We start from the raw sequence: 11747 nt of genomic DNA, 5'->3' as shown, positions 1-11747 counted from the left end.
CGGACCCCTGGCACCGGATAGCGGACGATGCTGTCAGATGCGAACGCGTGAGGGAAGGGACTTGCGCGAAAGACGCGACAAGTGAGCAAATTCTGGAGGCGGACGCTCAGGGGGCGCCCGTCGGCGGCCGGTTGCGGACCGATGCCAGGGGGAGGACCCACCACATGACGCAACATCAGGACAGCGGGGCGGCGGCCATGGTCGCGGTGGAGGACGTGCACCGCAGCTTCGGCAGCGGCCCACGGGCGGTACACGCCCTGCGCGGAGTCTCCTTCGAGGTCCGCCGCGGCGAACTGACCGCTCTCAAAGGCCGGTCGGGATCGGGCAAGACCACCCTGCTGAACCTGGTGGGCGGGCTCGACGTCCCGAGCTCGGGCACCGTCCGCATCGACGGCACCGCCCTGGGCGGGCTCGACGAGCCGGAACTGCTGGCACTGCGCCGCGACCGGATCGGCTTCGTGTTCCAGTCCTTCGGCCTCATCCCCGTCCTGACGGCCGCCGAGAACGTCGGCGTCCCCATGCGGCTGCGCGGGACCCCCGCCCGGGAGCGCGAGGAGCGCGCCCGGACCCTGCTCGCCATGGTCGGACTGGCCGAGCACGCGGCCCAGCGCCCCGAAGAGCTCTCCGGCGGCCAGCAGCAGCGCGTGGCCGTGGCCCGGGCGCTGGCCAACGAGCCCGACCTGATCATCGCGGACGAACCGACCGGCCAGCTCGACTCCGGGACGGGCCGCTCCCTCATGCAGCTGCTGCGCGCCGTGGTGCGCGCAGAGGGCGTCACCGCGCTGGTCGCCACCCACGACCCGGCCCTGATCGAACTGGCGGACCGGGTCGTGGAGCTGCGCGACGGCAGGATCGTCGACGGGGGCTGCGCGTGACCGGGCGGCGGCCGTCCGGTCACGCGCAGCCGGCGGGCGGCGAGTGGCGAGCCTCCGGCGGCGAACGGCCGGCGTCCGACGGCGGAGCGTCCGGCGATGGGCTCAGCCGCCGAACCTGAACCGCGGCGGCGGGTGCACCCGGGCCGCCGTGCTCAGCAGCAGGCGCAGCGAGCGGGAGGTGCGGGCCAGTTCCACACGGCCGCCGGTCAGGGCCCACCGGTCCAGGGTGTGCAGCAGGGCCGAGTCGCAGAAGGTGACCTCCGCCGCGTCGAGGACGAGACGGCGGGCGCCGCGGGCCGCGCCCTCGTCGAGGAGCCTGCGCAGGGGCGCACAGGTGTAGTGGTCGAACTCCCCGGCGAGGCCCACGGCGAGCGCGCCGTCACGCAGCGTGGCCCGTATGCGGGGAAGGGAGTCGGTCGCGGTCTCCACCACGGGATCGGTGAAGGACGCGCGAAAGGCGTCGGCCACGGACGGGACCGGGGCTTCCGCGGGGAGGTCTCGGGGGGTGTTTATCGGAGTGCGCATGTTCCCCCAACGGGTCGCGCCCCAGGTGGGAACGGGTGGTACCGCGTGTTTCACTCGCGCGGGCCGTGCCGCTGACCCGTTTTGGCGATCTTCGTCGCCCACGCGGGCCACGGCCGTGTCCACGGCGCGGCGCGCGGGGCGCGGACGGTCCCGCGCACGCGACCGGCGATGACGGACAGTGGGCGGCGTGGATGTGGAAGAGGTCATCGACGCCCTGTACGCGCTGCCGCCGGCGCGGTTCGTCGGGGCGCGCGACGAGGCGGCGGCCGGGGCCGGGCGGGAGGGCGACCCCGCGGCCCGCAAGCGGATCGCGCAGCTGCGGCGGCCCACGCTCGCGGCCTGGACGTCCAACACGCTGGTACGGGCGATGCCGCAGGAAGTGGAACAGTTCCGCCGCCTCGGGCAGGCGCTGCGCAAGGCTCACCGGTCCCTGGACGGGGACCGGTTGCGGGCCCTCTCCCACCAGCAGCACGTGGTGATCGGCGCGCTGGCCCGCGAGGCGCAGCGGCTCGCCGGCGAGGCGGGCACACCGGTCTCCGAGACCGTGCTGCGGGAGGTCGAGCAGATCCTCCATGCGGCGCTGGCCGATCCGGAGGCGGCCGACGCCTGGGCATCCGGCCGCCTGGCGAAGGCCCCCGCCCTGCCGACGGACCTCCCCGGCATCGACCCTGGCGCCGTACCGCCCGCCGCCGCGGCGACCGGGCGCCGCGCTGCCGCGCCCCGGGCTGCCGAGCGGCGGCCCGACCCCCGGGTGGACGCGGCCCGCACGGCCGTCCAGAACGCGCAGCGGGCCGTCGCGGCACGCGAGGACGAACTGCGTCTGGCCGAGGAGGCACACCAGCGTGCGGTGGAACGGGCGGCCACCGCCGATGCGGAGGCGGACCGCGCCCAGGCGGCCCGGGACCGCGCGCACCACGCCGTGGCGCAGGCGCGGCAGCAGCGACGCGCGGCCGACGACGCGGCGGCCGGGGCCCGGCGGGCCGCGCAGAGCGCCACCCGCCGGCTCCGCACCCTCGACGGCGCCCTCGACGGCGCCACACCGCAGGCGGAGGGCGGACCGGCCGACCCGCCCTCCGCCGACGCGCCCACGGCGCCCGAAGACACCTGAGGCAGCGCGGCGCCCGGACCTCACGGAACCGGATCACCCGGGTCGTCGTCTGAGACCCCGTGTGGATGAAACGAAGAGTCGCCCCGCTGCTGTTCGCCCTGCTCGCGACCCAGGTGGGCGCCCTGGTCGCCCCCGCCTACGCGTGCGGCTGCGGGGCGATGGTCCCCGACGGGCACTCCGTGATCGGGGTCGACCGGGAGACGTCCGTCGTGCGCTGGGACGGTCGTACGGAACAGATCGTCATGCGCTTCACCGTCGGCGGGGACGCCCATCGGGCCGCCTGGATCATGCCGGTGCCCGGGCGGGCCGCGGTGGAGCTGGGCGACGGTGACGTGTTCGGCGAACTCGCCACCCTGACCCGGCCCGAGCACCGGACCCGGAACCACTTCTGGCCGCGCGGGCGGGACTGGCCCTTCTCCTCCCACCGCGGTGACACCGCCGGCGCCCCGATGCCCGGCAGCGCGGCGCCCGAGGTCGGCGTCGTCGGCCGCGAGCGACTCGGCGACTTCGACGTCGCACGCCTCACCGCCACCGACCCGGACGCCCTGAAGAAGTGGCTGGAGGCCAACGGCTTCCAACTGCCCGACCGGCTCGCCACCGAGGTCAAGCCCTACGTCGACCAGCACTGGGAGTACGTGGCCGTACGACTGGCCCCCCGGGAGCAGGGCAAGGCGCTGCGCGGCGACCTGGACCCGCTGAAGATCCGCTTCGACAGCGCGCGGCTCGTCTACCCGATGCGGCTCTCCCGGATGGCGAAGGCCCCCCAGTCCCTCGGCCTGTACGTGCTGGCCGACCACCGCATGGAGCCGAACTCCCCGATCGGCGGATCGGCGCCCGAGGTGACCTTCGCGGGACGGATCACCCCGAAGGAGGACGGACCGCTGGCCGCTCTCGCGGGCGCGGCCCCGGTCTTCCTGACGGCCATCGACCAGAAGTTCCCGGTGCCGGGCCGGATAGACGCCGACCACGAACTGCGCGCCACGCCCGCCGACACCCCCTACCACCGGACCGTCTACCGCGACGAACTCCTGACGGTGGGCGACGGCATCCCGGTCTGGCTCCTGACGGTGTCGGCCGCCCTGGTGGCCCTGGTGGCGTCCGCCCTCACGTTGATCCGGCTCAAGTCGAGGCGGCGACGACCGATGAGTCCTGCCGGGGTCCACAGTCGTAGATCATGACTGGTGCGCCGCAGCCGTGTGTCGGGTTCGCGGTGAGCACCGAGCCGCATCCGCCGAAGACCAGACGTGTTGCCGGCGCCGAGCAGGAGCGGGAAGACGAGGAGGTGGTAGCGGTCGACGAGACCGGCGTCCGAAAGGGCCTGGTTCAAAGAGGCACTGCCGTGGACGATGATCGGTCCGCCCTCGGTCTCCAAAGCGCTTGTTCAGCTCGACGGACAAGGACACCCAGAAGCTGAAGCTCGTCGAGCACGAGGCCTACGCCAACGGCATCCAGAAGAACGTCTTCGACGTCGTCCGCTGACGCGAGCGCGCACCCGCCGGCCCCGCCACCGGGGGAGCCCGGCGGGCCGCGCCGCGGCCGGGCCACGGAGCACCGGGCCCCCGGGCCACGCCGGACAACCGGTCCCGCACCGCTCAGAGGGACGGGTCCCGGTTCCGCCCTGCGGCGCGGTGCAGGGCCAGCGCCGCCAGTGCCTCGGGGGCGCCCGTCTGGCCGCGGATGCCGGGGAAGGCGTTCACGTCCACGATCAGCGGTGTCCCGCCGCCGGCGTCGATGACGTCCACCCCGTAGACGTCCAGAGAGAACGCGGCTCCGACCGCGCGGACCAGATCGGCCCACCCGGGCGGCAGTTCGGCCAGGGGCAGCGGCCGGGTGGGCCCGCGCCCGCCAGGGGCGAGCTCGGACCGGCGCAGGGCGGCGAAGACCCGGTCCCCGATCGCCCACAGTTTGTGGTCCCAGCCGCTGTTGGGCGTGAACTCCTGGACCACCACCGGCTCCCACGGCCAGGCCCGCGCCAACTCCCGCAGGCCCGCGGCATCCTCCACCCGCGCGACCAGGTCGCCCCGGCGGCTGTGGCGGCTCTTGACGACCACGGGGGAGGGCACCGCGGCCCCGCCCGCCCACGCGGCGAGGGGGCCGACGGTACGGGTCCGCGCGAACGGCAGTCCGGCCCGCTGGGCCAGGGCGGCCATCGACGTACGGTCCTGGCACAGTGCGGTCGCCGCCGCGGTGTTCACGACGGGCGCGCCCCGCCGCTCCAGGTCCCGCGCGAGGTCGAGCGCCTGGGGTGTGCGCGACTTCAGCAGGTAGACGTCGGCCAGGACCGAAGCCCGGGCGGGGTTGTCGCGGGCGAGCGGATCGAGCGCCTCGACGGAGTGCGCCGGCGCCAGCAGCGCCGTGGTCGCCGCGAGCAGCGGGTGCCCCGGCTCAGGAGTGATCAGTCCGATCCTCATGCCCGGTCCACCGGCACCGAGGACGCCCGGGAGGGGATCGACACGGGCAGCGTGTAGGGCCGCGCCGACGGAACCGGCGGGGCGTGCGGGACCGGCGGGGCGTCCGGGACCGGCGGGGCGTCCGGGACGGATCGGGGGCCCGGGACCGCCGCGGTCTGCGGGACCGGCGGCGCGGAGCCGCCCGCGCGGGCGAGCGCCAGTACCGCCCGCGCCACGCGCGCCGCCGCGTTCGGCACCTGACGGAAGCTCGGGAAGTCGTTCACGTCGACGACCACCGGCCCCTCGGGCCCGAGCAGCACGTCCACCCCGTACAGGTCGAGCCCGTACACCTCACCCACCTGCGCGGCGATCGCCGCGACCTCGGAGGACAGCGGGACCCGCCGCTCGCGCACCGCGGGGTCCGGGTGCAGCGGGGAGCAGCGCTCGGTCGCGAACAGTTCCCCGCCGACGCCGTAGACCTTGATGTCGGTGCCCGGGTTGGGCACGTACGGCTGAGCGATGAGCAGGCCCTCGCCGGCCAGGACGGGGAGCATCGCCTCCAGCCGCTCCGGCGAGGAGACCAGGTGCACGGCCCTCCCGGAGCTCCCGTCGGCCGGTTTGACGACGAGCGGGTACTGTGCCGCCGGCACCTCCCGCAGCAAGGCGGGGGAGGCCGCCGCGTACGTGGGCGGCAGCGGGAGCCCCCGGGCCCGGCCGATGGCGGCGGCCAGGGCCTTGTCCCGTACGCTCCGGATCGACCGGGCGTCGTTGACCGTGGTCGCCCCGGCCGCGGACGCGGCTTCGAGCAGCGTCAGGCCCGGCCCCCCGGAGACGGTCTTGAGCACCCACGCGTCGTGCGTGCCCGCCTGTACGACCTCGGTCATGCGCAGCAGCGAGCCGCCCGGCCGCACCACGTCGATCCGGTGCCCCCACGCGGTCAGTTGCCGGATGACCTCGTTCGGCATCCCGTCGTGGCGGTAGTGCTCCTCCACCAGGAAGCAGAGCCTCATGGACCTTCCCCATATTTCCCGGACGTCCGCCGATCCCGTCCGGCGAGTTGTGACGTCACAGGATGGCATGGACGACAATGTGATGATCGGTCCGCGTGTGAGCGACCTTGCCGGGCTCTCCGCTTCCGCCTCCGCCAAGGGCGGCCGTCCCTGTGCCCAGTGTGCTCAATCAGCCCGAAAACCTCTCGCAGCGCCCCGTAATGGTCGTTACTGAGCGTGAAATTCGCCAGGAACTTTCCAAAACGATCAGTAACTCTCCTATAGTGAGCTCTCGTTACTCACAGGAACCCTCTCTTCCATTTACGCCCGGTTTGAGGCTTTGATTGATGACGGCGTCGCCCTCCCCCCTGCGCCCTTCCGTGCTCGCCCTGCTGATCACCGCAGTGGTCGGTGGCGCACTCTCCACGGCGGCGGTGGCCGCGGCCCCGTCGTCCATCCGGCTCCCCCTCGGCTGGTTCGCCGGCGCGGGCGTGCTGCTGCTCGCCATCGCGGCTTTCGCCGTGACGTGGACGGCTCGTACGGCGCGGCTGCTGCGCGGCCGGATCGCCGGGCTCGCCGGTGAACTGGCCTCCCGTGACGCGCACATCGCCCGGCTGACCGCCGACGCGGCCCGCGACGCGGCCGCCCACACCGCCGAGCGCAGCCGCCTGAACGCGGACCACACGACCGAGCTCCAGGGCCTGGTCACCGCACACGCAGCGGAACTGGACCGGTTGGCCGCCGCCCAGACCGCAGCTCGCGAGCGGCTCGGCAACGAGCTGCGGCGCGCCGAGTCGGGACGGGCCGCCGCCATGGCCGCCGCGGCCAACGCGGCGGGCCGGATGCAGGCCCTCGCCACCGGAATGCTCGCCGACCTGCGGGACATGGAGCACCGGCACGCCGACGAGGACGTCCTCGGCGACCTGCTCCACCTCGACCACCGCACCGCCCAGGCGAGCCGCCTCGCCGACTCCATCGCCGTGCTCACCGGCGCCCGGTCGGGCCGCCGGTGGGCGAAGCCCATCGTCATGGAATCGATCCTGCGCGGGGCGATGGGCCGCATCGGCGGCTACCAGCGGGTCCGGCTGCACTCCACCAGTGACGCCGCCGTCGCCGGACACGCCGCCGAGGGCGTCATGCACGCCCTGGCCGAACTCCTCGACAACGCGGCGAACTTCTCTCCGCCGACCGCCGAGGTCCACGTCTACGTGGAGGAGGTGCCGGCCGGGATCATCATCACCGTCGAGGACAGCGGACTGGTGATGAGCGAGGTGCAGCTGCGCCGCGCCGAACAGGCCGTGAGCGCCGAGTCCCTGGACCTCGCCGGGCTCTCCGGTACCCGTCTGGGTCTCGCCGTCGTCGGCCGCCTCGCCCGCAAGCACGGCCTGACCGTCTCCTTCCGCCCCTCGGCGCGCGGTGGCACGGGCGCCTTGATGATGCTGCCGCAGGACCTGATCAGCCGTACCCCGGCGGAGACCGCGCCCGGCGCCGAGACCCCGTCCGTCCCCGAGGGCGCCCCCGACCCCGCGCCCGCCCCCGCGCCCGCGCCCGCCCCCGCGGCGGAGGCCGAGCAGCGCGCCCCCGAGCCCGGTACCGCCCACGTCACCCCCGCCGATCCGCGGGACGCCGGGCCCGCCCGCGGCCGTACGCACGGACGGGCGGAGACCACCGCCTCCCGGGGCCGACCCCCCGCCCACGACGCGGAGTCCACCGGACAGCATCCGGTGCCCGTCATCGGCGAAAGCGGGCTGCCCCAGCGGCGGCGCGGCCGGACCCTGGCCGCCGCCCACCCCGAGGGCCCCGACTCCGCCTCGGCGCCCCGCGCCACCACCGACCCCAGCGGCGCGTCCCGGTCGGCCGCCCGCTTCGGCAGCTTCCGCCAGGCCGTGCGCGGCACCTCGGCGCAGCCCACGAACCCCCCGCACCCGGAAGGCGAAACGGAATGACCGGCTCCACCACCGACGAGACGCTCAGCTGGCTCCTGGAAGGACTCCTGGAGCGCACCCCCGGCGCCCGGCACGGCCTCGTGCTCTCCCGTGACGGCCTCAAGCTGTGCCGCACGCCCGAGCTCTCCGTCGACCAGGCCGACCAGCTCGCCGCCATCGCCGCCGGCATCCAGAGCCTCTCGCACGGCGCGTCCATCGAGTTCGGCGACGGAACCGGCGGAGTCCGCTCCGCCATGGCCGAGTTCTACGGCGGCATCCTCTTCATCGTCGAGGCCGGTGAGGGAGCGCACCTCGCGCTCGTCGCCGCCGAGGACGCCGACGCGGGACTCGTCGGGCACAACATGGCCGAACTGGTCGAGCAGCTCGGCGAGCACCTCGTCGCCCGGCCCCGGGGATGAGCAGGAGTACGCACCGGCCGGGCCGGGACGACTCCCCGGACCGGCTCTACACCCTCACCGGCGGCCGCAGCCGCGCGGGCTCCGACGCCTTCGACCTCGTCACGCTGATCGTCACCGAATGCGACCCGGTCCCCGGCATGCAGTCGGAGCACGCGGCGATCCTGCGCATGTGCCAGTACCCGACGGCGGTCGTGGAGATCGCGGCCGAGCTGGGCCTGCCGGTGTCGATCGTCCGGATCCTCCTCGCCGACCTGCTCGGTACCGGGCGGATCAGCGCCCGGCACCCGCGTTCGACGTACCTCCTTCCCGACCCCGACATCCTGGAGCAGGTGCTCGTTGGACTCCGCAACCTCTGACCAGAGCGAAACCCGCCAGACCCTGCACAGCACCGCCGACAACGGTCTGAAGATCGTCATCGTGGGCGGTTTCGGCGTCGGCAAGACCACGATGGTCCGCTCGGTCAGCGAGATCCGCCCGCTGAACACCGAAGAGACGATGACCAAGGCGGGTGAGGGCGTCGACCACACCGACGGCATCGCCTCGAAGACCGCCACCACCGTCGCCTTCGACTTCGGCCGCATCACCCTCGACGCGCACAACGTGCTCTACCTCTTCGGCGCCCCCGGCCAGGAGCGGTTCTGGTTCCTCTGGGACCGGCTCTTCTCCGGCACCCTCGGCGCCGTCGTGCTCGTCGACACCCGGCGCCTCGCCGAGTCCTGGTACGCCATCGACCGGCTGGAACACCACGGCACCCCCTTCGTCGTCGCCTGCAACGACTTCGGTGGCCCCGCACACACCCGGGAACAGGTCCGCCAGGCCCTCGACCTGCCGCCCGAGGTTCCGCTCGTGTTCTGCGACGCCCGCTCCCGCGAGTCCAGCAAGCACGTCCTGATCTCCCTCGTCCAGCACCTCCAGACGGCCGTTTCGAGCCACCAGCCGAAGACCCCGGAGCCCACCCCGTGACCTGCCCCGCCGCCCACGACCCCGAGCCCGTCCCCCTCGGCGGCCCCCGGTTCCAGACCGACCCCGTCGCCCTGTACCGCGAGATGCGGCGCGAACACGGCGCCGTGGCCCCGGTCGTCCTCGACGGCGGGATACCGGCGTGGCTGGTCCTCGGCTACCGCGAACTGCACCAGGTCACCAGCGACCCCGTGCTCTTCTCGCGTGATTCCGACCTGTGGAACCAGTGGGACCGCATCCCCGCCGACTGGCCGCTGCTCCCCATGATCGGCCGCAAGCAGCCGTCCATCCTCTACACCGTCGGGGAACGCCACCGCGAGCGGGTCGCGGTCATCTCCGACGCGCTGGAGTCGGTCGACCCCTTCGAACTCAGGGGCCACGCCGAACGGTTCGCCGACGAGCTGATCGACCGGTTCTGCGGCAGGAACTCCTGCGACATCGTCGCCGAGTACGCGATGCTGCTGCCCCTGCGCGTCCTGGCCCGCCTCTACGGCTTTTCCGACGCCCAGGGCCCCGGCCTCGTCACCGCCATGAACGACATGATCAACGGGCGGGAGGGCGCCCTCGACGGGCAGCGCCACCTCGGCGAGTCCATGTACGGGCTGCTCACCGCCAAGCAGGCGGAGCCCGGCCCCGACGTCGCCTCCCGGATGCTCGCCAACACGGCCGGCTTCACGCTGGACGAGATCGCCCAGGACCTCATGGTCATGATGGCCGCCGGCCACCAGCCCACCGCCGACTGGATCGGCAACTCGCTGCGCCTCATGCTCACCGACGACCGCTTCGCGGCCTCCCTCGCCGGCGGCCGCCACAGCGTCGGCGAGGCCATGAACGAGGTGCTGTGGGAGGACACGCCCACCCAGAACGTGGCCGGCCGGTGGACCTCGCGCGACACCAACCTCGGCGGCCGCCGCATCGCCGGCGGCGACCTGGTCCTGCTCGGCCTCGCCGCCGCCAACTCCGACCCGCACGTCCGCACCGACGCGGGTGCGCTGACGGGCGGCAACAACGCCTTCTTCTCCTTCGGCCACGGCGACCACCGGTGTCCCTTCCCCGCCCAGGAGGTCGCCGAGGTCATCGCGCGCACCGGCATCGAGGTCCTCCTGGACCGGCTGCCCGACGTGGACCTCGCCGTACCCGCCTCCGCGCTGACCCGGCGGCCGTCGCCCTGGCTGCGCGGCCTGACCGAGCTGCCCGTCACCTACACCCCGACCCCTGCCCTTGGAGCCATCAGATGACGTGCCCCGTCGACCACACGGGCCCCCACGGCCCGGCCGCCATCACGCTGGACCCCTTCGTCGCCGACCTCGACGCCGAGAGCGCGGCCCTGCGCGCCGCGGGTCCGCTCGTACGGGTCGTGCTGCCGGGCGGGGTCGGCGTGTACGCCGTCACCCGGCACGCCGAGGCCCGCAAGCTCCTGACCGACTCCCGGGTCGTCAAGGACATCAACGTGTGGGGTGCCTGGCAGCGCGGCGAGATCCCCCTGGACTGGCCGCTGATCGGGCTCGCCAATCCCGGCCGCTCCATGCTGACCGTCGACGGGGACGAGCACCGGCGGCTGCGCACCCTGGTCGCGCAGGCCCTGACGGTCCGCCGGGTCGAGAAGCTGCGCGCCGGCATCGAGGCGCTGACCACCGGCATGCTCGACCGGCTGGCCGAGGTCCCGGCCGGCGAGAGCGTCGACCTCAAGGCCCGGTTCGCCTACCCGCTGCCGATGAACGTCATCAGCGAGCTGATGGGCGTGGACGCCGTCGAACACCCCCGGCTGAAGGCACTGTTCGAGAAGTTCTTCTCGACGCAGACCCTCCCCGAGGAGGTGCCGCAGATGATGGCGGACCTCGGCGCGCTGTTCTCGCGCATCGTGGAGTCCAAGCGGCAGGAGCCGGGCGACGACCTCACCAGCGCCCTCATCGCCGCCTCCCAGGACGGTGACCACCTCACCACGGAGGAGATCACCAATACCCTCCAGCTGATGGTCGCGGCTGGTCACGAGACCACCATCAGCCTGATCGTCAACGCGGTCGTCGCTCTGGAGACCCACCCCGAGCAGCGCGCCCTCGTCCTCAAGGGCGAGGTCCCGTGGGAGAACGTCATCGAGGAGACGCTGCGCTGGTCCACCCCGACCTCGCACGTCCTGATCCGCTTCGCGGCCGAGGACATCGAGGTGGGTGACCGCGTCCTGCCCGCCGGCGAGGGGCTCATCGTGTCCTTCGGCGCCATCGGGCGCGACGAGGAGCAGCACGGCGAGACGGCCGGGCGGTTCGACGTCACCCGCACGCCGAACCGCCACATCTCCTTCGGCCACGGCCCGCACGTGTGCCCCGGCGCGGCCCTCTCCCGCCTGGAGGCGCTCGTCGCCCTCCCCGCCCTGTACGCGCGCTTCCCGGACCTGACCCTGGCCGTCGCCCCCGGGGAACTGCGCAACAAGCCGATCCTCACCCAGAACGACCTGTTCGACCTCCCGGTCCGGCTCGCCTGACCCGACCCGGCGCGGACTGCCGCGGCCGCCCGCGGGCGGCCGCGGGATCCCACGGAAGGGGCCGGGTCGGGTCAGGC

The 11747-nt window shown here is 73.9% G+C and carries 12 protein-coding genes and 2 pseudogenes; 10 read left to right on the top strand and 4 right to left on the bottom strand.

Annotated elements, in window-relative coordinates:
- Nucleotides 1-164: 164 nt before the first annotated feature.
- Nucleotides 165-875 carry an ABC transporter ATP-binding protein gene (locus AMK16_RS21605; RefSeq protein WP_073918264.1) on the top strand — a complete coding sequence of 237 codons (711 nt, stop codon included), beginning with the start codon at nt 165-167 and terminating at the stop codon, nt 873-875.
- A 102-nt stretch (nt 876-977) separates the two neighbouring features.
- Here the strand turns inward: AMK16_RS21605 and AMK16_RS34310 are convergent, their stop codons facing one another.
- Nucleotides 978-1400: an STAS domain-containing protein gene (locus tag AMK16_RS34310; RefSeq protein WP_158071233.1), complete on the bottom strand. Its 423-nt coding sequence runs from the start codon at nt 1398-1400 to the stop codon at nt 978-980.
- A gap of 187 nt (nt 1401-1587) precedes the next feature.
- On the opposite strand from AMK16_RS34310, the gene AMK16_RS21595 reads away from it, so the two are divergent.
- A complete protein-coding gene (locus AMK16_RS21595) occupies nt 1588-2508 on the top strand; it encodes a hypothetical protein (protein ID WP_143196847.1) in 921 nt (306 codons plus the stop codon).
- 65 nt (nt 2509-2573) lie between these two features.
- Nucleotides 2574-3686 (top strand): DUF2330 domain-containing protein, encoded by a 1113-nt coding sequence (locus AMK16_RS21590; protein WP_073918859.1) that lies wholly within the window; start codon nt 2574-2576, stop codon nt 3684-3686.
- 71 nt (nt 3687-3757) lie between these two features.
- On the opposite strand, the pseudogene AMK16_RS21585 reads toward AMK16_RS21590, so the two are convergent.
- Nucleotides 3758-3877, bottom strand: a pseudogene (locus tag AMK16_RS21585) (dihydrofolate reductase family protein); the annotation flags it as partial.
- Between the two features lie 2 nt (nt 3878-3879).
- Between AMK16_RS21585 and AMK16_RS21580 the strand changes: the two are divergent.
- Nucleotides 3880-3987: pseudogene (locus tag AMK16_RS21580) on the top strand (dihydrofolate reductase family protein); the annotation flags it as partial.
- Between the two features lie 113 nt (nt 3988-4100).
- Here the strand turns inward: AMK16_RS21580 and AMK16_RS21575 are convergent.
- Nucleotides 4101-4919: an ATP-grasp domain-containing protein gene (locus AMK16_RS21575; RefSeq protein WP_073918259.1), complete on the bottom strand. Its 819-nt coding sequence runs from the start codon at nt 4917-4919 to the stop codon at nt 4101-4103.
- Nucleotides 4916-5908, bottom strand: a complete 993-nt coding sequence (locus tag AMK16_RS21570; RefSeq protein WP_079191642.1) for an ATP-grasp domain-containing protein — start codon at nt 5906-5908, stop codon at nt 4916-4918. The genes AMK16_RS21575 and AMK16_RS21570 overlap by 4 nt, the downstream gene beginning before the upstream one ends.
- Nucleotides 5909-6234: 326 nt before the next feature.
- On the opposite strand from AMK16_RS21570, the gene AMK16_RS21565 reads away from it, so the two are divergent.
- The 6 genes from AMK16_RS21565 to AMK16_RS21540 are packed head-to-tail and all read left to right on the top strand — an operon-like array spanning nt 6235 to nt 11670.
- Nucleotides 6235-7833: a sensor histidine kinase gene (locus AMK16_RS21565; protein WP_073918258.1), complete on the top strand. Its 1599-nt coding sequence runs from the start codon at nt 6235-6237 to the stop codon at nt 7831-7833.
- Nucleotides 7830-8231, top strand: a complete 402-nt coding sequence (locus AMK16_RS21560) for a roadblock/LC7 domain-containing protein (protein ID WP_073918256.1) — start codon at nt 7830-7832, stop codon at nt 8229-8231. Before AMK16_RS21565 ends, AMK16_RS21560 begins: the two co-directional genes overlap by 4 nt.
- Nucleotides 8228-8587 carry a DUF742 domain-containing protein gene (locus AMK16_RS21555; protein ID WP_073918255.1) on the top strand — a complete coding sequence of 120 codons (360 nt, stop codon included), beginning with the start codon at nt 8228-8230 and terminating at the stop codon, nt 8585-8587. The genes AMK16_RS21560 and AMK16_RS21555 overlap by 4 nt, the downstream gene beginning before the upstream one ends.
- On the top strand, nt 8568-9194 hold the full coding sequence (locus AMK16_RS21550) for a GTP-binding protein (protein ID WP_073918253.1): 627 nt from the start codon (nt 8568-8570) through the stop codon (nt 9192-9194). Before AMK16_RS21555 ends, AMK16_RS21550 begins: the two co-directional genes overlap by 20 nt.
- The gene (locus AMK16_RS21545) at nt 9191-10429 is read left to right on the top strand and encodes a cytochrome P450 (RefSeq protein WP_073918251.1); all 1239 of its coding nucleotides are present in this window, start codon (nt 9191-9193) and stop codon (nt 10427-10429) included. The genes AMK16_RS21550 and AMK16_RS21545 overlap by 4 nt, the downstream gene beginning before the upstream one ends.
- Nucleotides 10426-11670, top strand: coding sequence for a cytochrome P450 family protein (locus AMK16_RS21540; protein ID WP_073918250.1), 1245 nt, complete (start codon nt 10426-10428; stop codon nt 11668-11670). The genes AMK16_RS21545 and AMK16_RS21540 overlap by 4 nt, the downstream gene beginning before the upstream one ends.
- Nucleotides 11671-11747 lie beyond the last annotated feature (77 nt).

The organism is Streptomyces sp. CB00455 (assembly GCF_001905445.1).
GTDB lineage: Bacteria > Actinomycetota > Actinomycetes > Streptomycetales > Streptomycetaceae > Streptomyces.
Note: the sequence above shows the minus strand (reverse complement) of the source record. Positions and strands in the feature narration are given on the sequence as shown.

Excerpts from the sequence above, each read along its gene's own strand:
- AMK16_RS21605 (WP_073918264.1), top strand. The coding sequence starts at position 165 with ATGACGCAACATCAGGACAGCGGGGCGGCGGCCATGGTCGCGGTGGAG.
- AMK16_RS34310 (WP_158071233.1), bottom strand. The coding sequence starts at position 1,400 with ATGCGCACTCCGATAAACACCCCCCGAGACCTCCCCGCGGAAGCCCCG.
- AMK16_RS21590 (WP_073918859.1), top strand. The coding sequence starts at position 2,574 with ATGAAACGAAGAGTCGCCCCGCTGCTGTTCGCCCTGCTCGCGACCCAG.
- AMK16_RS21575 (WP_073918259.1), bottom strand. The coding sequence starts at position 4,919 with ATGAGGATCGGACTGATCACTCCTGAGCCGGGGCACCCGCTGCTCGCG.
- AMK16_RS21570 (WP_079191642.1), bottom strand. The coding sequence starts at position 5,908 with ATGAGGCTCTGCTTCCTGGTGGAGGAGCACTACCGCCACGACGGGATG.
- AMK16_RS21565 (WP_073918258.1), top strand. The coding sequence starts at position 6,235 with ATGACGGCGTCGCCCTCCCCCCTGCGCCCTTCCGTGCTCGCCCTGCTG.
- AMK16_RS21560 (WP_073918256.1), top strand. The coding sequence starts at position 7,830 with ATGACCGGCTCCACCACCGACGAGACGCTCAGCTGGCTCCTGGAAGGA.
- AMK16_RS21555 (WP_073918255.1), top strand. The coding sequence starts at position 8,228 with ATGAGCAGGAGTACGCACCGGCCGGGCCGGGACGACTCCCCGGACCGG.
- AMK16_RS21540 (WP_073918250.1), top strand. The coding sequence starts at position 10,426 with ATGACGTGCCCCGTCGACCACACGGGCCCCCACGGCCCGGCCGCCATC.